The following is a 21,540-nucleotide window of genomic DNA, read 5'->3' on the forward strand; positions in this document are numbered from 1 at the left end:
CGCCCGCCCTGTGGCTGGCGTGCGGCACTCACAGGGGCGAGGCGGTGCCGGGCGTGGCCTTGATAAAGCGCCGGGCAATCCGCTCTGAATTGATGAAGATCGCAATGCCGATCAGCACCAGCGCAATCGCCAGCCCTTGGGCGGGGCTCAGGCGCTCATCGAAAAACAGGTAGGAGGTGAGCACCCCCGACACCGGAACGATCAGCGACAACGGTGCGACCAGCGACGCGGGGTAGTGTTTCATCAAGTTGTTCCACACCCAGTAGCCCAGGATCGTGGTGATGTAACTCTGGAAAAACAGCGAAAAGCCCGCACCCCAAGTGAAGTCGTCGAGCAAATTGCGAAATGGGCGCAACCCTTCGGCAAACAGGGTCATGATTAAAATCGCCGGCACCGAAAATAAACTCGACCAGACAATAAACGCGATCATGTTCTGCGGTTTTTTGACTTTGACGATGAGGTTGCACAGCGACCAGGAAAGTGCCGCCAACAATACCAACAAGATCCCCGTCGTGGTGGACGATTGTTCGGCCAAGTACAACATCATCAATAACCCGGCGCCGGCAAATAACATACCGGCCCCGTGCACGGCGTTAATCCTTTCTTTAAGAAATAGACTACTTAGCACGATGGTAAAAAACGCACTGAACTGCAAGAACACCGAAGACATGCCCGGCGACAGGCCGTTATACATGGCAAAGTTGACCACCCACCACAACCCGGCGCCAAACAGCACGCCATATAACGCCAAGGTGCGGTAACCGATGTTCGGCGGCTTTTTGATGAACAGGGCCAGGGGTATGGCGCAGAGGAAAAACCTGAGCAGGGTCAGTAGAAAAGGGTCGAGGGACTTGAGCCCCAAGCCGATCACGGAAAAGTTACAGCCCCAGATCACGGTCACCAATACGCCGGCCAACAGATCGATTTTTTTCAACTTCATGCAAGGTTCCACAGGTTGTGGTTAGAAGCGGCGCCGGCGATGAGCCGCTGGCGCCCAGTGCAGTGCTGGTATCGCCTAGGCGGTCTGCTCGGGTTCCAGGGTCTTGGGCTTGATGCCGTAGTAGACGAAATTATCGAAGTCTTCGTGGCGGTAGGTATCGTGGCGCTCGTAGTAGTTGTACACCACCGAGAGCTTCTGTTCGGTCACCGTGGGCTCGCTGTCGTGAAGGCTCTTGCGCCCCTGCATGACCAGCAGTGAACCCTTCTTGGCGAAGATCTTGCGGTGTTCGACCCAGGGTTGCTTCTTGCTCGGGTGGGAGCGTTCGACCTGCATGCGCAACGGCGCTTCATGGTTGGTGGTCAGGAACAGCAATACCGTGATGCCGTTGGTGTCGTAATGCAGCCCCAGGGTTCCGCCGCCGGGCGGGTAGGCTTTTATATTGATATCCGACGCCGGGTAGGGCGACACCACGGTGTCCGTGTGGGTGATAAGGCTTATCAGCGGTACCAGCGAGTGATACACCGCGTTGAGTTCGGGAAAGTGCTGACGGATATCGCTGCCCTTGAAGATGTGATGGTTATAAGCGCCCCCCAAGTCCGATACGGCATCGGTGCCCAGGCTTTCATGCCGAACCAGGTCAACTTTATTGGCCTGGATAATAGCGTTGGCCCGTTCTCTGAGGGTGTCGCACAGCGCATCGGGAATGATGCCGTCAATCACGGTTTCAAGGTTGTAGAAATAATTGTGTCGGTGTTGGTTGATGTCGAACACTTTTATTTTCCTCCGTTGAGTAAGTCAGAAAATAGGCAGTAGTTGTTATGTGCAACTTTTTCCTGATTGTTGGTGGGTGTTATTGCTTGCCTGAATAGTGTTAGGAAAAACCTGGGTTTAGTGCAATAACGGTTATTGTGCGAAGTGTCTTCTAGTGCGGGTTATTGTTTCCTACATATGCAGCAGCGTATCTGCTTACTGCGAATAAGCAGGGAAGTTGCTGTAGGTGTTCGAGCCGCAGCGGGCTGTTTGCCGCCCAAGGCATTGACGACGGGCACCGTGCGCTTGTGGCCGATTGATTTGCCTATCGGCTGCCAGGCGGGCTGCCGCTGTGGGCTGATTGCGTTTATACTCGCCGGCTTTCAAAAGTTCGCCAACGAGTGCTGCCTGCCATGGAAATCAACCCGATCCTTAACAGTATCAAGGACCTGTCCGAGCGCTCCGAAACTATTCGGGGGTATCTTTGACTACGATCAAAAGCATGAGCGCCTGACCGAGGTCAATCGCGAGCTTGAAGATCCGAGTGTCTGGAACAACCCAACCTACGCCCAGGAACTGGGGCGCGAGCGTTCGATGCTGGCGCAGATCGTAGAAACCCTGGATGAAATGCACAGTGGCCTGGCCGATGCCAAGGACCTGCTGCTGATGTCCGCCGAGGAAGAAGACCAGGCTGCCGTCGATGACGTAGCCGCCGAAGTCGAGCGCCTGCGCGAGTCCCTGGAAAAACTCGAATTCCGTCGCATGTTCAGCGGTGAGATGGACGCCAACAACGCCTACCTGGATATCCAGGCCGGTTCCGGCGGCACCGAGGCCCAGGACTGGGCCAACATCCTGCTGCGCATGTACCTGCGCTGGGCCGACAAGCGTGGCTTCGACGCCACGATCATGGAACTGTCCGCCGGCGAAGTCGCCGGGATCAAGGGCGCCACCGTGCACATCAAGGGCGAATACGCCTTTGGCTGGTTGCGTACCGAGATCGGCGTGCACCGCTTGGTGCGCAAGAGCCCGTATGACTCCGGCAACCGTCGCCACACCTCGTTCTCGGCCGTGTTCGTGTCGCCGGAAATCGACGACAACATCGAAATCGACATCAACCCCTCCGACCTGCGGATCGATACCTATCGTTCCTCCGGCGCCGGTGGCCAGCACGTGAACACCACCGACTCGGCCGTGCGTATCACCCACGTACCGACCAACACCGTGGTCAGCTGCCAGAACGAACGTTCCCAGCATGCGAACAAAGACACCGCCATGAAAATGCTGCGGGCCCGTTTGTATGAGCAGGAAGTGCAAAAGCGCAACGCCGCGTCTCAGGCTCTGGAAGAAACCAAGTCCGATATCGGCTGGGGCCACCAGATCCGCTCGTACGTGCTGGACGCTTCGCGCATCAAAGACCTGCGCACCAACATCGAGCGCAGCGACTGCGACAAAGTGCTCGACGGCGATATCGACGAATACCTGATCGCCAGCCTCAAACAAGGCCTGTAAGTCCGCAATACGGGGCATGGCGCGCTCCCTGTGGGAGCGGGCTTGCCCGCGATCCCCAGCCGCAGGCTGGGGGCAACGAACCTGTGATGGAATCTTTAAAGACATGAGCGACCAACAACTCGACCAAGCCCTGCAACAGGAAGAAAACTCCCTGATCGCCCTGCGCAAGGAAAAGCTTGCGGCCGAGCGCGCCAAGGGCAACGCCTTCCCCAACGACTTCCGTCGCGACGCCTACTGCGAAGACTTGCAGAAGCAGTACGCCGACAAGACCAAGGAAGAACTGGCCGAAGCGGCGATTCCGGTCAAGGTGGCAGGTCGCATCATGCTCAACCGTGGCTCGTTCATGGTGATCCAGGACATGACCGGGCGTATCCAGGTCTACGTCAACCGCAAGACCCTGCCCGAAGAAACCCTGGCCGCGGTGAAAACCTGGGACCTGGGCGACATCATTGCCGCCGAAGGCACCCTGGCCCGTTCCGGCAAGGGCGACCTGTACGTGGAAATGACCAGCGTGCGCCTGCTCACCAAATCCCTGCGCCCGCTGCCGGACAAGCACCACGGCCTCTCCGACACCGAGCAGCGCTACCGCCAGCGCTACGTTGACCTGATCGTCAACGAAGAAGTACGCCAGACCTTCCGCGTGCGCTCGCAAGTGATCGCCCACATCCGCAGTTTCCTGATGGCCCGCGACTTCCTTGAAGTCGAGACGCCCATGCTGCAAACCATCCCCGGCGGTGCGGCGGCCAAGCCGTTCGAGACTCACCACAATGCCCTGGACATGGAAATGTTCCTGCGCATCGCCCCCGAGCTGTACCTCAAGCGCCTGGTGGTCGGTGGTTTCGAGAAGGTCTTCGAGATCAACCGCAACTTCCGCAACGAAGGTGTCTCGACCCGCCACAACCCCGAATTCACCATGTTGGAGTTCTACCAGGCCTACGCCGACTACGAAGACAACATGGACCTGACCGAAGAACTGTTCCGCGAGCTGGCGCAACTGGTGCTGGGCAGCACCGACGTGCCCTACGGCGACAAGGTGTTCCACTTCGGCGAGCCGTTCGTGCGCCTGTCGGTGTTCGACTCGATCCTCAAATACAACCCTGAACTGACTGCCGATGACCTCAACGACATCGACAAGGCCCGTGCCATCGCCAAGCAGGCCGGCGCCAAGGTGCTGGGCTTTGAAGGCCTGGGCAAGTTGCAGGTGATGATTTTCGAGGAACTGGTGGAGCACAAGCTGGAACAGCCGCACTTCATCACCCAATACCCGTTTGAAGTCTCGCCGCTGGCGCGCCGCAACGACGACAACCCGAATGTCACCGACCGCTTCGAGCTGTTTATCGGCGGCCGTGAAATCGCCAACGCCTACTCCGAGCTCAACGACGCCGAGGACCAGGCCGAGCGCTTCATGGCCCAGGTGGCCGACAAGGATGCCGGCGACGACGAAGCCATGCACTACGACGCCGATTTCGTCCGCGCCCTGGAATACGGCATGCCGCCGACCGCCGGTGAAGGCATTGGCATCGACCGCTTGGTGATGCTGCTGACCAACTCCCCGTCGATCCGCGACGTGATCCTCTTCCCGCACATGCGCCCGCAAGCCTGACGCGACTGCACCCCCGCCGCCTACAGCGGGCTGATATCAACCAGTCAAGGCAACCCGCGCTGTAGCAAGCCCGCTTGCTACAGCGCCGTTCAGGGTTTGCCTGGTTTGGCCGATATCAGCCTTGCCGGGCGGCTTTTTATTGCCTGAATGGAACAAACGTATCAACTTGTTACCTATCCGACCGTAAAGAGGAAGACCTGCCGTGAACCCTGCAATTGCTCAAGAAGGTGCAGCTGGCGTTGCCACTGCGGTCGCGCAAAGCGTTCAGTACCAGGGGCGCAAGCCCAGCCGCCAGGGCAGTGAGCAGCGTCGGCAGGACATTCTCGATGCGGCGATGCGCATCGTCGTGCGCGATGGCGTGCGTGCGGTACGCCACCGTGCCGTGGCCGCCGAGGCAGCGGTGCCGCTGTCGGCGACCACTTACTACTTCAAGGATATCGATGACCTGCTCACCGATACCTTCGCCCAATACGTGGAACGCAGTGCGGCCTTCATGGCCAAGCTGTGGGCCAACAACGAAGGCCTGCTGCGCGAGATGGTCGCCTTTGGCGATGGCAGCGTGGCGGCGCGCAGCCAACTGGCCGACGACATCGCGCGGCTGACCGCCGACTACGTGCAGCACCAGTTGCACACCCGCCGCGAGCACCTGATGGCCGAGCAGGCGTTTCGCCAGGAAGCCCTGCTCAACCCACGGTTGGCGCTGTTGGTGCGCTCGCACCAGCAAATTCTCCTACAGGGCACTTGCCATTTTTTCCAGGTGCTGGGGTCGCGTGAGCCACAGCAGGATGCCAAAGTGTTGACGGCGATTATCGGACGGATGGAGTATCAGGGCCTGCTTAATGGCCCTGAGCCACAAGCCGAAGAAGAAATGCTCGGCATCCTCAAGCGCCACATGCACTTGGTGCTGGCCTCGGCCTAGGGCGCCGAGTGGGGGCAATCAGGAGAAACCAATGAAAACCTGGCGTGTGCTGCTGATGACCCTGGCCTTCATGCTGCTAGGCGGCTGCCTGGTGACCTTCACCCAACCGATGGCCGAGCACCAGGCCCTGCCGGCCGGTTTGCTGGGCAAATGGACCAGCAAGAACAGTTGGGGCGAGCCCCTCAACCTGGAGTTGAGCCGCGTCGGCAAGGACCAATACCAAGCGGTCAGTTACGCCCGGGCCCGCCCCCGGGAGCGCGAAGCCTACGGTTTTACTGTGACCCGCCACGATGTGCGCTGGTACGCCTGGGGCAAAGTGCCCGCCGCCTATGGTGGCGGTTTCACCCTGGCAGGCTTTGAACTCGATGAAGACCACGAATTGGTGGTCTACAGTCTCGACCTTGAGGCAATCGGCGATGCCGCGGCGCGGGGCCTGCTCAAGGGCGCGCCGCTGGACACCGAACAAGGCCCGGGGCTGGCAGTCCAAAGCCCCATGGCGCAGGTGTTCGCCTACCTCGATGACCCGGCCAACGCCGACGCCTTTGTCGAAGTGGCCCGCTACAAACGCCCAGCCAACGCCAAGCCGTAAAGCATTCAGAGGAGTTTCGGGTGGACGATTACCAGCAAACGATACGCGCCTTGTCTGATCGCATCGTGATGGCGCAGACGCCGATCCGCGTACTGGATGCGGTGAAGTGGGACGACAACATCCGCCGGGGCTTTCTCAAGGGCAAGGGCAAGGAAATGCCCGCCGTGGACCGCGACTACTACCTGGGCCGGCCGCTGGCGTTCGACTCCAGCAAGGTCAAGCTGGAGTTCCAGAACATCGAGCGCGACATCACCCGGCAACTGGGCCAGTTCAACCCGGTCGGGCAGATCATGCGGCGCATGTGCAAGGAATACCGCATGGTGGTGCGCATGCTCGAAGCGCGCGGCACCGAGGATTTCGGCCTGATATCCCAGGAGCTGTATGGCGCCGCCTCCGATGCCTTCCACGCCGGCGACCCGACCCTGGCCGACCTGGGCCTGATGCTGTCCGATTACCTGAACAACATCGACGGGCGCGGCGACCTCAAGGACGAACCCAAGCTGCTCAGCGCCAAGCAAGCCGTGAGCCTGCTGCAAAGCCGCCTGAACAAGGTGTTTGGCGAGGCCGAGGAAACCATCCGGGTGTTCGAGTCCGACGGCATTGTCGCGGACGCGGCGGCCGGCGCCGACTACATCAAGATCCGCACCGACGCCATGTTCAACGAGCGCGACGTGCGCGCCCTGGAAGTCCACGAAGGCCTGGTGCACGTGGGCACTACCCTCAACGGCCAGAACCAGCCGATCTGCACCTTCCTGTCCAAAGGCCCGCCGTCCTCGACCGTGACCCAGGAAGGCCTGGCGATCCTGATGGAAATCATCACCTTCGCTTCCTACCCCAGCCGCTTGCGCAAACTGACCAACCGCACCCGTGCCATCCACATGGTGGAGGAGGGCGCGGACTTTTTGCAGGTGTACGAGTTCTTCCGCGAGCAGGGCTTCGAGATGGCGGAAAGCTACGGTAACGCCAGTCGGGTTTTCCGTGGCTCGGTGCCCAATGGCCTGCCGTTCACCAAGGACTTGTCCTACCTCAAGGGCTTCATCATGGTTTACAACTACATTCAGTTGGCCGTGCGCAAAGGCAAGCTGGAGCAGGTGCCGCTGCTGTTTTGCGGCAAAACCACCCTGGAGGACATGCGTACCCTGCGCCAATTGGTGGACGAAGGCCTGGTGGTGCCGCCCAAGTACTTGCCCGACCAGTTCCGCGACATGAATGCCCTGTCGGCGTGGATGTGCTTCTCCAACTTCCTCAACCACCTGAGCCTGGACCGGATCGAGGCGGATTACTCCAATATCCTGTGAGTTCTTTGCTGGCTCTATGTGGGATTTTTTTCTTGTGTCTGTGAGAGGGGGCGAGCCCGCTCCCACGCCAGCGTCGTTTTCACAGGAGAACGCTGAGGCTTTTACGCGATTGTCTTTCCACCCCTTTCACGAGGCGTCACCGGATGAGAACCCTCGGCATTCTGTGCCTGTTGTTGGCCCTGGGCGGTTGCAGCTCGCTGCTGTTCTACCCCGAGCCGGGCCTGCCGTTCACCCCGACCAAAGCGGGGCTGGCGTACCGCGATGTCAACCTGACCACCGCCGATGGCGTGCGCCTGCGCGGCTGGTGGTTGCCGGCCAAGCCGGGGGTGGCGGTCAAGGGCACGGTGCTGCACCTGCACGGCAATGGTGGCAACCTGGCGGCGCACCTGGGCGGTAGTTGGTGGCTGCCCGAGCAAGGCTATCAAGTGCTGCTGCTGGACTACCGCGGCTATGGCGTGTCCGAGGGCACGCCGCGTTTGCCGGCGATCTACCAAGACATCGACGCCGCGTTCGCCTGGCTGGACGCGGCGCCCGAGGTCCAGGGCAAGCCGTTGGTGCTGCTGGGCCAGAGCCTGGGCGGGGCGCTGGCGGTGCATTACCTGGCCGCGCACCCCGAGCGCGAGCGCCAGCTCAAGGCCCTGGTGCTCGATGGCGTGCCGGCCAGCTACCGTGCGGTCGGGCGCTTCGCCCTGGGCACGTCCTGGCTGACCTGGCCCCTGCAAGTGCCGCTGTCTTGGCTGGTGCCGGATGCCGACAGTGCGATCTACGCCGCGCCGCGCCTGGGCACCGTGCCGAAATTGATCTACCACAGCCTCGATGACCCTATCGTGCCTCTTTCCAACGGCATCGGACTGTATCAAGCTGCGCCCCCGCCCAGGGTCCTGCAACTGACCCGCGGTGGCCACGTGCAGACGTTCGCCGACCCGGTCTGGCGCGCCGTGATGCTGCGTTACCTGGATGACCCGCAGCATTTCAACGGCTTGCGCCGCCTGGCCGAAGTGCCGAACTATCCGCCGCCCACGAATCCTGCAATTGAACCTTCAGAGAGTCCGCAATGAGTGAAGAACGTAACGCCATCCCCCTGATTATCACGGGTGTCTGCAGCATCATCGGCACCGTGGCGTGCCTGTGGTACTACGGCTACCTGCACTTCGCCAAGCCCGAAGACGCGCTGCTGCTCAACGACTTCACCATGCTCAAGACCCAACCGGGCGAGGACTACAAGATCTCCCTGCAACCGGCCGCCGAAGTGGCGCAGTGCATCGATGGCGTGCTGGTGTTGTTCGACACCGAGCAAAAAGGCCTGACCGGTGTGCTGGTCAACAACAAGAAGCGCGCCGTGCGCTGCATGGGCGAAGAAACGCCGCAGCAGTTGCAGCCATAAATCCGGGGCAAAAAAAACTCCACTGAAGTGGAGTTTTGCGCGGTCAGGCAATTACCCACTGTGGGAGCGAGCCTGCTCGCGATGAGCGCGGCCCATTCAGCATCAATGAGTGCTGACCCACCGCTATCGCGGGCAGGGCCCGCTCCCACAGAGGTTGCCGGTAAATGGCAGAGGTTAGGCCGTTTTCCAGGTGATTTCTTCTTCACCGTCGCTGCTGATGCGAATCCAGCGGTCGGCCGCTTCCTCGCCTTCCTCCTCGACCCAACTGCCTGGCGCGCAGCGCACTTCGATGTTCAGCGCGGCGAACGCGGCACGGGCGCAGGCGATGTCGTCGTCCCACGGCGTTTGGTCGCTGTCCAGGTGCAGGCTGTTCCACTTGCCCACGGCTTTGGGCAGCCAGGTCACCGGCACGTTGCCGGCGCGGCATTTGTAGGTCTGGCCTTTTTGCACCCAGTCGGTGCACGGCCCCAGGGCGGCGCCGAGCCACGCGGCGATGGCCTTGTAGTCGGTGTCAGTGTCTTTGAGGTAAATCTCGATATCGGGTTGGCGCATGGACGTCCTCACTGCGGGTCTGAAAAATCCACTCGCGGATTTTGCGTGCCCAGGCAACGGCCCGGGCCCTTGAATTTAGGGGTTAAGACAAAACGAAGTAATCGTAGCGCATCGACACGGTGACCTCGAACGGCGCCACCTGGTCGATGACCTCGGCGCGGCGTTCGGCGCTGGCACGCCAGCCGTGGGGCGTCATGGCCAGCAGGTTGGCGCGGTCCTGGGGGTTGGCCAGGTGCAGCTTGAATTCCAGGGTTTCGCTGTGTTGCAGGCTCATGCCCTGGGGCACCAGGGCCAGGTGCTTGTCGTCGGTGTACTCGCGCACTTCGTCGTACAGGCGCTCGCGCAGCTCCATCAGGTGGCCGCGGGTGGGGCCGACTTTCATCAGGCCGCCGCCGGGGCTGAGCAGGCGCTTGGCTTCTTGCCAGTCGAGGGGGCTGAACACGCTGGCCAGGAACTGGCAACTGGCGTCCGCCAGCGGCACGCGGGCCATGCTGGCGATCAACCAGGTCAGCGTAGGGTTGCGCTTGCACGCACGTTTGACGGCTTCCTTGGAGATATCCAGGGCATAGCCGTCGGCGCGCAGCAGGGCATCGGCGATTTGCGCGGTGTAGTAACCCTCGCCGCAACCGATGTCGAGCCAGCGCCGGGGGGCGCGCTCGGCGGCCAGTTGCGCCAGGCGTTTGGCCACCGGGGCGTAATGCCCAGCGTTGAGGAAGTCGCGGCGCGCCTCGACCATCGCCAGGTTATCGCCCGGGTCGCGGCTGTTTTTGTGCTGCACCGGCAGCAGGTTCAGGTAACCCTGGCGGGCGCGGTCGAAGCGGTGCCCGGCGGGGCAGGCGACGCCGTTGTCGACCTCGGCCAGCGGTGCGGTGCAGATAGGGCAGGTGAGCATCAGGCGAGCAACTTGACGAGGGTCTGGTAGTAGATTTCGGTCAGCACGTCGAGGTCGCTGGCCAGAACCCGCTCGTTGACCTGGTGGATGGTCGCGTTGACCGGGCCCAGCTCCACCACTTGCGTGCCCATGGTGGCGATGAAGCGCCCGTCCGAGGTGCCGCCGCTGGTGGAGGCCTGGGTGTCGCGGCCGGTGACCTGCTTGATGCTCGCCGACACCGCGTCGAGCAGCGCGCCCGGTTCGGTGAGGAATGGCAGGCCCGACAACGCCCAGTCCACGTGCCAGTCCAGGCCATGTTGGTCGAGGATATCGGCAACGCGTTTTTGCAGGCCTTCGACTGTGGACTCGGTGGAGAAGCGGAAGTTGAACACCGCCACCAGTTCACCGGGGATCACGTTGGTGGCGCCGGTGCCGGAGTTGAGGTTGGAGATCTGGAAACTGGTGGGCGGAAAGAACGCATTGCCATCGTCCCAATGCTCGGCGGCCAATTGCGCCAGGGCTGGGGTGGCGAGGTGGATCGGGTTCTTCGCCAGGTGTGGGTAGGCGACGTGGCCCTGCACACCGCGCACCGTGAGGCGGGCGCCGAGGGAGCCGCGCCGGCCATTCTTGACCACATCACCCACCAGGGTGGTGCTCGACGGCTCGCCGACGATGCACCAGTCCAGGCGTTCCTTGCGCGCGGCCAGGCGTTCGACCACGGCTTTGGTGCCGTGGTGGGCCGGGCCTTCTTCATCGCTGGTAATCAGGAAGGTGACTTTGCCCCGGTGGTCCGGGTAGTCGCCCACAAACCGCTCGGCGGCCACGGTCATGGCCGCCAGGCTGCCCTTCATGTCCGCCGCGCCGCGCCCGCAGAGCATGCCGTGCTCGTCGATCACTGCGTCGAACGGGTCGATCTGCCAGGCCTGTACCGGGCCGGTGGGTACCACGTCGGTGTGGCCGGCGAAACACAGCACCGGGCCATCGTGCTTGCCGTGGCTGGCCCAGAAGTTATCCACATCCTCGATGCGCATCGGCTCCAACTGGAAACCGGCATCGCCCAGGCGCTGCATCATCAGCTTCTGGCAGTCAGCGTCGACCGGCGTCACGGACGGGCGGCGGATCAGGTCACAGGCGAGTTGCAGGGTGGGCGAAAGGTCGGCGTGGGCCGTCATGGAGAACTCCGGGAAACAGGGTATGGGCACAAGGCTGAATAAAACCGCTGGCGCCTCGCTGTGGCAGCGGGCAGGCCTTGGGGGCGAGGCGCACAAAGGGCCGTAATCTTATAGCAAAACAGCGGCCACTGGCCGCCGTTCGGTGGTTTTATGCGCTCGCCGGCCCAGGTTTGGGCAGGGATGAGAGAAACGCCATGACCAGCGCCGCCAGGTACGGCAGCGATTGCACCAGCAGCATGGCCACCCAGAAGCGCATGTCATTGCCCGGCAGGCCTTGCACCAGGCAGATGCCCAGCGCCGCGCCCCACAACAGCAGCATGATGAACAGCTCCTCGCGGGCCTCCGAGATCGCCCGCCAGAAGCCGTGGGTGGCGGCGTTCTTGGGCGTGCGAATAAACGGAATACTGCGGGTGAAAAAACCATACAGCACCGCTTTGGCGATGGTGTGGGACAACGCCAACCCGGCCAGGGCTGCGCAGCACGCGTCCTTGAGGTCCACCCCCACCGCGCGGCGGTAGAGGAACAGGATCTTGCCCACCTTGAATACGAATAGCGCCAGCGGCGGGATGGCAAAGATCAGCAGCGGTGGGTCGACCCGGTGCGGCACGATAATCATCGCCGCCGACCACAGCAGGGCACCGGCGGTGAAGAAAATGTTCATGCCATCGGCCACCCACGGCAGCCACCCGGCGAGGAAGTGATAGCGCTGGCCGCGGGTCAGTTCGCTGCCCTGGCCGCGCAGCAGGCTGGCGCTGTGGCGTTTGATGATTTGGATCGCGCCATAGGCCCAGCGAAAACGCTGTTTCTTGAAGTCGATAAAGGTGTCGGGCATCAGGCCCTGGCCGTAGCTGGTGTGGGAGTAGGCCGCCGACAGGCCTTTCTCGAACACCCGCAGGCCCAACTCCGCGTCTTCGCAGATGCACCAGTCGGCCCAGCCCAACTCTTGCAGCACCGAACGGCGGGTCATGGTCATGGTGCCGTGCTGGATGATCGCGTCGCGGTCGTTGCGGGTGACCATGCCGATATGGAAAAACCCCCTGTACTCGGCGTAGCAGAGCTTTTTGAAGGTGCTCTCGTGGGCGTCGCGGTAGTCCTGGGGCGACTGCACCACCGCGATCTGCGGGTCGGCGAAGTGCGGGACCATGTGCTTGAGCCAGTCGGGGTGTACGCAGTAGTCGGAATCGATTACCGCGATCACCTGCGCGTCTGCGGCGGTGTGGGGGATCAGGTAATTCAGCGCGCCGCCCTTGAACCCGGCCAGGGGCGCGACGTGGAAGAACTTGAAGCGCGGGCCCAGGCTGGCGCAGTAGTCGCGCACCGGCTCCCACACGGCCGGGTCCTTGGTGTTGTTGTCGATAATCAGGACTTCGTAGTCCGGGTAGTCGAGGGCGGCCAGGGCATCGAGGGTCTGTTTGACCATCTCGGGCGGCTCGTTGTAGCAAGGCACGTGGATCGACACCTTGGGCCGGTAGGGTGAAGCTCCCTCAACGGGTAGGAACTCGCGGCGGCGCTTGTGGGTCCACACCGCTTCGGCCAATTCATGGGCCTCGGTCAGCAGCACGATAAACACCCCCAGCGCGCCGAGCGCGAGCAAAAAGCCCACGGTGAGGCTGAACCAGGTGCTGTATTGCTGGCTGTAGTCGTAGCCGATCCACACCAGCACCGAACCGCACAGAAACGCGATAAAGGTCAGGAAGGTGCGCCCGCGCTGGCGCAGTGACGAGCCGTCGATCATCAGCAGGGTCAGCGACAGCAACGCCAGCACCACCGAGCCGATGGCCAGCACGCGCCATTGGGGGATGGCCACTACCGGGCCTTCGAAGTTGAATTTCTGCTGGCGCGCGGCGTTGAACACGCCCCAATAGGCGCCCACCGAGCCTTCGTCGCTGGCCTTCCACGGCTGGTCGAAGGCTTCGATCACAAAGTAGTTGTAGCCCTGGCGGTTGAGGCGGTTGACCAGGCTGCGCAGGTAAATCGCCTGCTCGGCCGGGGTGGCGTCGGCGCCGCCGCCCATGCGGCCGTTGCTCGGCCAACCCACTTCGGAAAGCAGCAGGGGCTTTTTCGGGAAGAGTTTTTTCAACGCTTGGGCGTGGTCCATGACGAACTGCCCTGCCTCATCCACCGGCACGTTTTCCCAGTAGGGCAGGATGTGGGCGGCGATCAGGTCCACGTGTTGGGCCAGTTGCCGGTTGTTCTTCCAGATATGCCACTGCTCGGAGGTGGTCACCGGCACTTTGACGGCGGCGCGCACCCGGTCGAGCAGCACGATCAAGTCGTCGGCGCTGATGTCACGGCGAAACACCGCCTCGTTGCCCACCACCACCCGCACCACGCTGCGCGAGTGGTTGGCGATGTCGATGGCCTTGAGGATTTCCCGCTCGTTGCGCGCCAGGTCCTTGCTGATCCAGATGCCTAGGGTCACCCGCAGGCCGAACTCTTCGGCCAGGGTCGCAATCTCGCCCAGGGCGCCGTCCACCGAATAAATGCGGATGTTGTCGGTGAGCTTGCTGAGCATCTCCAGGTCGCGGCGCATCTGCTCGTTGGTGGGGTATTGGTGCTTCTGCGGGTACTGCCCCTGTTGGTAGGGCGAGTAGGAAAAACCGGAGATCTGTGCAGGCCAGTCGGGGGCGCTGACTGGGCGATTGATAAGCGCCCAGAAACCGCTGAACAGGGCGGCGATGGCCAGCACAACCACCAGGTTGAGTCCAAATTTACGCGATGACATAACGAGAGCGGGTCCCTTGGGCTGTTGAACGAGGGCGCGTTCGACAGTGGCAAAGGGATCGCATCCTACACTTGCTGGTAGGTTGGCGCACATTTGAAGGGGAAAGTGCTTACGTCTGGCGGCGAAAACTCAGCGGTAGTGGGAATGCCGTCATCGCGAGCAGGCTCGCTCCCCCTGTTGGGCCGGGCGGCAATCAGCCTTAGAACTTGGCGGCGGCTGGCCCTATAATGCGCGCCGGTTTTTGGGGTAATGGTCAATGAGCACAGAAGATCCACGGTTTGCCGGTATCGCCCGTTTGTATGGCATCGAAGGCCTGGCGCGGTTGCGGGCGGCCCATGTGGCCATCGTCGGGGTGGGCGGGGTCGGTTCCTGGGCGGCGGAAGCCATGGCCCGTTCAGGGGTGGGGGAGATTTCCCTGTTCGACCTCGACGACGTCTGCGTGAGCAACAGCAACCGCCAGTTGCACGCCCTGGACAGCACCGTGGGCAAGGCCAAGGTCGAGGTGATGGCCGAGCGCCTGCGCGGCATCAACCCGCACTGTACGGTGCACGCGGTGGCCGACTTCGTCACCCGCGAGACCATGGCCGAGTACATCACCCCGGATATCGACTGCGTGATCGACTGCATTGACAGCGTCAACGCCAAGGCCGCGCTGATTGCCTGGTGCAAGCGGCGCAAGATCCAGATCATCACCACCGGCGGCGCGGGCGGGCAGATCGACCCGACGCTGATCCAGGTCTGCGACCTGAACCGCACCTTCAACGACCCGCTGGCCTCAAAAGTGCGCTCCACCCTGCGCCGCGACTACGGCTTCTCGCGCACAGTGACGCGCCATTACAGCGTGCCTTGCGTGTTCTCCACCGAACAGCTGCGCTACCCCAAACCCGACGGCAGCATTTGCCTGCAAAAGAGCTTCGTGGGCGACGGCGTGAAACTGGACTGCGCCGGTGGTTTTGGCGCGGTGATGATGGTCACGGCGACGTTCGGCATGGTCGCGGCGACCAAAGCGGTGGATAAGATCGTGGCTGGTGTGCGCCGGCCTTCGGAGCGGGTGAAGGCGCCCTGAGTATCGCGCTACCTGTAGGCGCGGGCTTGCCTGCGATAGCAATCTGCCAGGCAATACGGCCGCGATTGAAGGCCCGCCATCGCTGGCAAGCCCGTGCCCATGTCAGCCCTGTGCTTGGCTGAGTTGGCGCATGCGCTGCAATACCGCATTCAAGCCGTTGCTGCGCGACGGCGATAACTGGCGCGACAGGCCCAGTTGGGCAAACCAACCCGGCAAATCGACGGTTTGCAGGTCTGCTGCCGACAAGCCGTTGACCCGCGCCAGCAGCAACGCCACCAACCCACGGATCAACCGCGCCTCGCTGCTGGCACGAAACTGCCAGTGGCCGTCCTGCAACTCGCCCACCAGCCACATCAGGCTTTCGCAGCCCTGCACTCGGTTGGCTTCGGTTTTTTCCTCATCGCTCAAGGCCGGCAAGCGCTCACCCCATTGCATCAGCAGGCGCGCGCGTTGCTCCCAGGCGCCCGCGGCCGCGAAGGCTTGCAAGGCTTGTTCGGCCTCGCCGGGCAGGCTCATCGCAACAGCTCCAGGGCCTGATCCAGCGCCTCGAAAAAGCGCTCCAAGTCGTCGGAGTCGTTGTACAGCGCCAGGGAGACGCGGATCGCCCCGGCCAGCCCCATGCCCTTGAGCAGAGGCATGGCGCAGTGATGGCCGGCGCGCACGGCGATGCCTTGTTCGGTGAGCAAGTGGGCGAGGTCGGCGTTGTGTATGCCTTCGACGACAAAACTGGCCAGCGCCACGTGGGGGCGGCCTAGCAGGCGAATGCCGTTGCGCGCCTGCAAGCCACGCAGCAGGTAGTCGTGCAGCGCGGCTTCGTGGGCGGCCACGGCGTCCTGGTCGAGGGCGCGGAGGTAATCGAGGGTGGCGCCCAGGCCGATCACGGCGGCAATCGGCGGCGTGCCGGCCTCCAAACCCAGGGGCGCGGGGCGGAAGGTGGCGTGTTGATAGTCGGCGTCTTGCACCATCTCGCCGCCAAATTGCCAGTGGCGCAGTTGCGCCAGTGCATCGTGGCGGCCAAAGAGCACGCCCACGCCATCGGGGCCGTACAGCTTGTGGCTGGAAAACACGTAGAAGTCGCAGCCCAGGGCCTGCACGTCATGGCGGCCATGGACCACGCCCTGGGCGCCATCGACCACGGTCAAGGCGCCTTGGGCCTTGGCCAGGGCCAGGAGCGGCGCCAACGGCTGCCAGGTGCCGAGGACGTTGGACAACTGGCTGACGGCCAGCACGCGGGTACGCGGGCCGATCAGGCGTGCGGCGGCGGCGAGGTCGATCAGGCCCTCGGCGTCCACCGGTACGACCACCAGTTTCAGCCCCCGGCGCTGGGCCAGTTGCTGCCAGGGCAGTAGGTTGGCGTGGTGTTCCAGGGCGCTAATGACGATTTCATCGCCCGGGTTGAAAAGAGGCTCCAGGCCATAGGCCAGGAGGTTCAGCGCGCTGGTGGCGCCGTGGGTGAAGACGATGTGCCCGCTATCGCCACTGTTGAGCCATTGCGCCACTTTGTGGCGGCTGTCTTCAAAGGCCTGGGTCGCGTGGGCGCCGGGCAGGTGCTGGGCACGGTGCACATTGGCTGCGCCATTGGCGTAGTAATGGTGCAGGGCATCGAGCAGGGCCTGGGGCTTTTGCGTGGTGGCGGCGTTGTCCAGGTAGATCTGGGCCTGGCGTTGCAGGGCGGCGATGGCCGGGAAGTCGGCGCGCCAGGGCGAGGGCACAAGCATGGTGTCGGGGGCTCGTATGGGCGAACGGGCCGCCCGAAGGCGACCCGTTCCAGGGGCATCGAGTGGCTGCTTAGTTGTGAGCGTGCAGCGCTTCGTTCAGTTCGATGGCCGATTTGTGGGTTTTGCATTCCACGGCGCCGGTCTGCGAATTGCGGCGGAACAGCAGGTCGGTCTGGCCGGCCAGTTCGCGGGCCTTGACCACTTTGACCAGTTGGTTGTTCTCGTCCAGCAGCGCCACCTTGGTGCCCGCGGTGATGTACAGGCCCGACTCCACGGTGTTGCGGTCGCCCAAGGGGATGCCGATGCCGGCGTTGGCGCCGATCAGGCAGCCTTCGCCGACCTTGATGACGATGTTGCCGCCACCGGACAGGGTGCCCATGGTCGAGCAACCGCCGCCCAGGTCCGAACCCTTGCCGACGAACACGCCTGCCGAGACGCGGCCTTCGATCATGCCCGGGCCTTCGGTGCCGGCGTTGAAGTTGACGAAACCTTCGTGCATGACGGTGGTGCCTTCGCCCACGTAGGCGCCCAGGCGCAGGCGCGCGGCGTCAGCGATGCGCACGCCGGCCGGAACCACGTAGTCGGTCATTTTCGGGAACTTGTCCACCGAGAACACTTCCAGCAAGTCGCCGCGCAGGCGTGCTTCGAGCTGGCGCTCGGCCAGCTCGCCCAGGTCGATGGCGCCCTGGCTGGTCCAGGCCACGTTCGGCAGCAGCGGGAAGATCCCGGCCAGGTTCAGGCCGTGGGGCTTGACCAGGCGATGGGACAGCAGGTGCAGCTTGAGGTAGGCCTCGGGGGTGGAACTCAGTTGGCTGTCTTGCGCCAGGACGGTGGCCACCAGCGGCTTGTGGCTTTCGGCCAGGCGCGTCAGCAGGGCGGCTTGGGTGGCGTCGAACGGCTTGACCGCTTCGGCCAGTTGCGCCGCTTGCGCGGTGCTGAAGGCGATAGCCTGGTTGCCTTCGCTGTAACCCAGGATCGGCGCGATGGCGGCGATCAGATCAGCGGACGGGTTGAGCAGGGGTTGGGCGTAGAACACTTCCAGCCATGCACCTTGACGGTTCTGGGTGCCGACACCGAAGGCCAGGCTGAACGAAGAATTGGACATGCGGTTACCTCTACAAAAAAGAATGGGCAGGCTTACGTGAGGGCTGCCGCGTAGATTTCTGGCTTGAAGCCAATCAGGGTTCGGTCACCCAGATCAAGCACCGGGCGCTTAATCATCGAGGGTTGGGCGAGCATCAGTTCGATGGCTTTCGTCTGGTCGAGATCGGCTTTGCGTTCGTCGTCGAGTTTGCGAAAGGTCGTGCCGGCGCGGTTCAACACCACTTGCCAGCCGTGCTCGTCACACCATTGGGTCAAGTGCGCGCGGTCGATGCCGGCGGTTTTATAGTCGTGAAAGTCATAGCTGACAGCGTGTTCATCGAGCCAGGTGCGCGCCTTTTTCATGGTGTCGCAGGCTTTGATGCCGAAAAGGTGCAACGTTTTGCTTGAAGCGGTCAAGAAATTGCCTCCTTTAACAGGTGCCGGGTACCAAAGGGCACGGATTATGCCATGAGTCGGCGTCAATCGGGTTTTGTGCGCCCGCGCGGGCGGCGGTGCGACTTTGGTGCAACGGTGGGCGCTAGCTTAAGTGGCTAATATGGCACTTAAATGGCCATCTGTTGCCTGATAAATGCCATCGCTGGGAATCACGCTTTATGCAAACCGCTTATACCGTCCTCATTCTGCTGATGCTGGTGAGCGTTTCCCGTTTGGTCGGGCGGGTGATTCCCCTGCCGCTGCCGCTGGTGCAGATCGGCGCCGGGGCCTTGCTGGCGTGGCCGACCCTGGGCCTGCATGTGGCCTTGGACCCGGAACTGTTCCTGTTTTTATTCCTGCCACCGCTGTTGTTTTCCGATGGCTGGCGCATGCCCAAGCGCGAATTGTGGAAGTTGCGCGGGCCGATCCTGACCCTGGCGGTGGGGTTGGTGCTGTTCACGGTGGTGGGCGCTGGTTACTTCATTCATTGGCTGTTGCCCAGCATCCCGCTGGCGGTGGCGTTTGCCCTGGCGGCGGTGCTGTCGCCCACCGATGCCGTCGCGGTTTCGGCGATTTCCCAGAACCGTTTGCCCACGCCCCTGATGCACATGCTTCAGGGCGAGGCGCTGATGAACGACGCCTCGGGCCTGGTGACGTTCAAGTTCGCCCTGGTGGCGGCCGTGACCGGGGTGTTTTCCCTGGCCAACGCCAGCCTGACGTTTGTCTTGGTGGCGCTGGGCGGCCTGGCCATTGGCGTGGCCCTGAGCTGGCTGGTGGGGCGGTTGCGGGCGTGGATGATCGCCCGCGGCTGGGACGACCCGGCGACCCACGTGGTGTTCATGTTGTTGCTGCCGTTCGCCGCCTATGTGCTGGCCGAACGCCTTGGCGCCTCGGGCATCCTCTCGGCGGTGGCGGCGGGGATGATGCAGAGCTGGCTCGATTTGCTGCCGCGCCAGACCAGCACGCGGCTGCTCAACCGCAGTGTGTGGTCGCTGTTGGAGTTCGCCTTCAATGGCCTGATCTTCCTGCTGCTGGGCCTGCAACTGCCGGACATCATCAAGGCGGTGGTCAGCCACGAGAGTTCGCTGTGGCCGACGCTGCTCTATCGCTGCTTGGACGTGGTGGCGATTTTCCTCGCCCTGCTGTTGTTGCGCTTTGTCTGGGTGCAAAGCATCTGGCGTTTGTCCGGCCTGCTGCGGCGCTGGCGCGGCAAGGGCGAATTGACCCAGGTGCCGACGGCGCGCTCGTGCTGGTTGCTGACGGTGGGTGGGGTGCGCGGGGCGGTGACGCTGGCGGGCGTGATGTCGGTGCCGCTGCTGATCGGCCCGGGCAAGGATTTCCCTGAGCGCGACTTGCTGATCTTTATCGCCGCCGGGGTGATCCTGTTGTCGTTGATTGCGGCCTGCATCGCCTTGCCCTTGCTGCTACGCGGCATCGAGGCCAGCCCGGACGACAAGCGTCGCAGTGAAATTCGTGACGCCTGGCGCAAGACCGCCGAGGCGGCGATCCATGCCTTGGAGGTGGAGGAGTTGGCCGAGGCCATCAACCCCCAGGACGCGGCGCAAGCGGCCCTGGCCGCGGAGCTTAAGGCGCGGATCATGTCCGAGTACCGCCATCAATTGGAGGTGTTCAACGATTCCGCCGAAGCCCAGGCCCTGGCCTCGCAGATGGATCTGTTGGAGCGGCGCCTGCGCTTGAAAGCTTTGCGGGCCCAGCGCCTGGAGTTGTACAGCCTGAGCCGGCATCACCAGATAGGCGACGACGTATTGCGTGAAGTACTGGGAGAGCTCGACATGAGTGAGGCGAATTTGGGCCAGGTGAAGTGAAAACCATAGCCTTTGATCTATCAGCGCACGACGCTGCCGATTGATTGGCCGGGGCGTGCGCTGAATTTTGATTCAGGGGAATGTGCGTAATTAGTTGGATGGATAGATCTTGCGCAAGTTAATTTTATCTTGCTCGCTAATAGTGGTATTGACCCCTACTTCCCAGTCGCCAAGAGTGATTTCATTAGGCACTTGATAGTGCATGATGGATTTTTTGTCATAACTGCCGCGAAATACATCTGCGTCGTAATGAACTTCGAAAATTTGGCTGTTGACGTCGTTCTCATCCCAACCGAATCTCTCTTTGAAGTAACGATAGGTTCTATCCATGTCCCAGGGGATGTTGGCGTCAGGATGCTGATGTTCATGGTTCAAACCTAGCGCATGGCCGAACTCATGCAGGAGGTCGGGCTCGAACGAGGGGTGGTCGGACGGGGTCGCCAGCGTCAGGGTTGGAATGTCAGCGGGTATATACAGTGCGTTATTACCTAATTCTGAGCGATTCTGCATGCCATTGAGGGAAATGCGGATATTTGCCTGTCTGCCTTCCACGAATTCCATGGCCAGACTCATGTGAGGCTCCCAGCGCCGAATGACTCGTTCTACTCGGTATTTCAATTCGTCGGAAAGATCTTCCATGAAACTGACGGTGATCGTACTGCGATTAGGCCAGAACTTACTGATAAAACCCGTTGAGCGTTTCGCTTTGTTAGAGTCTTCGGCGGATTCTGCAGGAGATGAGTTTTCAATGCTATTGGTATTGTCCGCCTGCTGTACGGAGGGCGTGGGAACTTTGCGAAGATCGTCTGTATTCATGGGGGTGTCTCTCGGTTGTTCATGGTGTGTGTAGGAAGGGGCAAGAGTTAGGTTAGTTTCAACGGTGCAGTTGTGAAGTGTCGTTGTTGTAACGAGGTGTTTGGTCGGAAAATTGTAGTTCTATAGGCTTTTATGAATCAGGGCGGGGTCAAAGGATGGGCGGTCTCAAGGAGCAAGTGCAACGCCTGATGTAAGGTGTTGCCATGTCTACCCAATACAACCACCTGAGTACCCAGGAGCGCGTCACCATTATGGTGATGCTATTTCAACGGCAACCACTGCGA

The 21,540-nt window shown here is 62.2% G+C and carries 20 protein-coding genes; 9 read left to right on the forward strand and 11 right to left on the reverse strand.

The features are described 5' to 3' along the window. Window positions 1-28: 28 nt before the first annotated feature. Both AC19YR_RS09760 and AC19YR_RS09765 read right to left on the reverse strand, forming a co-directional pair. Complete coding sequence (locus AC19YR_RS09760; RefSeq protein ID WP_500598209.1) at window positions 29-940, reverse strand: DMT family transporter; 912 nt, start codon at window positions 938-940, stop codon at window positions 29-31. A 75-nt stretch (window positions 941-1,015) separates the two neighbouring features. Then, window positions 1,016-1,711: a hypothetical protein gene (locus AC19YR_RS09765; RefSeq protein WP_095106345.1), complete on the reverse strand. Its 696-nt coding sequence runs from the start codon at window positions 1,709-1,711 to the stop codon at window positions 1,016-1,018. 392 nt (window positions 1,712-2,103) lie between these two features. On the opposite strand from AC19YR_RS09765, the gene prfB reads away from it, so the two are divergent. The 7 genes from prfB to AC19YR_RS09800 all read left to right on the forward strand — a co-directional run bounded on the left by prfB (window position 2,104) and on the right by AC19YR_RS09800 (window position 8,992). Beyond that, window positions 2,104-3,199 (forward strand): peptide chain release factor 2 gene (gene prfB, locus AC19YR_RS09770; protein ID WP_141233936.1). Its coding sequence is split into 2 segments (ribosomal slippage): window positions 2,104-2,175 and window positions 2,177-3,199, totalling 1,095 coding nucleotides; the frame shifts between segments, so codons are not numbered across the junction. Between the two features lie 103 nt (window positions 3,200-3,302). Beyond that, entirely contained in the window at window positions 3,303-4,802 is a 1,500-nt protein-coding gene (lysS, locus tag AC19YR_RS09775; protein WP_095106347.1) for a lysine--tRNA ligase, read from the forward strand. A gap of 202 nt (window positions 4,803-5,004) precedes the next feature. Beyond that, entirely contained in the window at window positions 5,005-5,721 is a 717-nt protein-coding gene (locus AC19YR_RS09780) for a TetR/AcrR family transcriptional regulator (protein WP_095106349.1), read from the forward strand. A 31-nt stretch (window positions 5,722-5,752) separates the two neighbouring features. Beyond that, entirely contained in the window at window positions 5,753-6,310 is a 558-nt protein-coding gene (locus AC19YR_RS09785; RefSeq protein WP_500598212.1) for a hypothetical protein, read from the forward strand. Between the two features lie 68 nt (window positions 6,311-6,378). After that, on the forward strand, window positions 6,379-7,608 hold the full coding sequence (locus AC19YR_RS09790) for a flavohemoglobin expression-modulating QEGLA motif protein (RefSeq protein ID WP_500598229.1): 1,230 nt from the start codon (window positions 6,379-6,381) through the stop codon (window positions 7,606-7,608). A 143-nt stretch (window positions 7,609-7,751) separates the two neighbouring features. After that, window positions 7,752-8,666, forward strand: a complete 915-nt coding sequence (locus tag AC19YR_RS09795) for an alpha/beta hydrolase (RefSeq protein ID WP_095106354.1) — start codon at window positions 7,752-7,754, stop codon at window positions 8,664-8,666. After that, window positions 8,663-8,992: a PA3694 family proteiin gene (locus tag AC19YR_RS09800; protein WP_095106355.1), complete on the forward strand. Its 330-nt coding sequence runs from the start codon at window positions 8,663-8,665 to the stop codon at window positions 8,990-8,992. The genes AC19YR_RS09795 and AC19YR_RS09800 overlap by 4 nt, the downstream gene beginning before the upstream one ends. 174 nt (window positions 8,993-9,166) lie before the next feature. Here the strand turns inward: AC19YR_RS09800 and AC19YR_RS09805 are convergent, their stop codons facing one another. From AC19YR_RS09805 to AC19YR_RS09820, 4 genes are all read right to left on the reverse strand, one after another. Then, complete coding sequence (locus AC19YR_RS09805; protein WP_500598215.1) at window positions 9,167-9,544, reverse strand: hypothetical protein; 378 nt, start codon at window positions 9,542-9,544, stop codon at window positions 9,167-9,169. Window positions 9,545-9,626: 82 nt separating this feature from the next. Further along, entirely contained in the window at window positions 9,627-10,436 is an 810-nt protein-coding gene (locus tag AC19YR_RS09810; protein ID WP_500598217.1) for a putative RNA methyltransferase, read from the reverse strand. Further along, a complete protein-coding gene (gene dapE / locus AC19YR_RS09815; protein ID WP_095106359.1) occupies window positions 10,436-11,587 on the reverse strand; it encodes a succinyl-diaminopimelate desuccinylase in 1,152 nt (383 codons plus the stop codon). The genes AC19YR_RS09810 and dapE overlap by 1 nt, the downstream gene beginning before the upstream one ends. Before the next feature lie 148 nt (window positions 11,588-11,735). Beyond that, entirely contained in the window at window positions 11,736-14,312 is a 2,577-nt protein-coding gene (locus AC19YR_RS09820) for a glycosyltransferase (protein ID WP_500598219.1), read from the reverse strand. 256 nt (window positions 14,313-14,568) lie between these two features. Here AC19YR_RS09820 and tcdA point away from each other — a divergent pair, with 256 nt between their 5' ends. Then, the gene (gene tcdA, locus AC19YR_RS09825) at window positions 14,569-15,378 is read left to right on the forward strand and encodes a tRNA cyclic N6-threonylcarbamoyladenosine(37) synthase TcdA (RefSeq protein ID WP_095106364.1); all 810 of its coding nucleotides are present in this window, start codon (window positions 14,569-14,571) and stop codon (window positions 15,376-15,378) included. A gap of 102 nt (window positions 15,379-15,480) precedes the next feature. Here tcdA and AC19YR_RS09830 read toward each other — a convergent pair whose 3' ends face one another. From AC19YR_RS09830 to AC19YR_RS09845, 4 genes are all read right to left on the reverse strand, one after another. Beyond that, window positions 15,481-15,894, reverse strand: a complete 414-nt coding sequence (locus AC19YR_RS09830; protein ID WP_500598221.1) for a SufE family protein — start codon at window positions 15,892-15,894, stop codon at window positions 15,481-15,483. Then, complete coding sequence (locus AC19YR_RS09835; protein WP_500598223.1) at window positions 15,891-17,096, reverse strand: aminotransferase class V-fold PLP-dependent enzyme; 1,206 nt, start codon at window positions 17,094-17,096, stop codon at window positions 15,891-15,893. The genes AC19YR_RS09830 and AC19YR_RS09835 overlap by 4 nt, the downstream gene beginning before the upstream one ends. 70 nt (window positions 17,097-17,166) lie before the next feature. Next, window positions 17,167-18,201 carry a 2,3,4,5-tetrahydropyridine-2,6-dicarboxylate N-succinyltransferase gene (gene dapD, locus AC19YR_RS09840; RefSeq protein ID WP_095106370.1) on the reverse strand — a complete coding sequence of 345 codons (1,035 nt, stop codon included), beginning with the start codon at window positions 18,199-18,201 and terminating at the stop codon, window positions 17,167-17,169. Window positions 18,202-18,233: 32 nt separating this feature from the next. After that, on the reverse strand, window positions 18,234-18,542 hold the full coding sequence (locus AC19YR_RS09845) for an arsenate reductase (protein ID WP_256576499.1): 309 nt from the start codon (window positions 18,540-18,542) through the stop codon (window positions 18,234-18,236). Window positions 18,543-18,793: 251 nt separating this feature from the next. Between AC19YR_RS09845 and AC19YR_RS09850 the strand changes: the two genes are divergently transcribed. After that, window positions 18,794-20,440: a Na+/H+ antiporter gene (locus AC19YR_RS09850; RefSeq protein ID WP_095106379.1), complete on the forward strand. Its 1,647-nt coding sequence runs from the start codon at window positions 18,794-18,796 to the stop codon at window positions 20,438-20,440. A gap of 90 nt (window positions 20,441-20,530) precedes the next feature. On the opposite strand, the gene AC19YR_RS09855 is transcribed toward AC19YR_RS09850, so the two are convergent. Next, the gene (locus AC19YR_RS09855; RefSeq protein ID WP_500598226.1) at window positions 20,531-21,256 is read right to left on the reverse strand and encodes a zinc metalloprotease; all 726 of its coding nucleotides are present in this window, start codon (window positions 21,254-21,256) and stop codon (window positions 20,531-20,533) included. Between the last annotated feature and the right edge of the window lie 284 nt (window positions 21,257-21,540).

It is taken from the genome of Pseudomonas sp. MF08817, assembly GCF_059862705.1.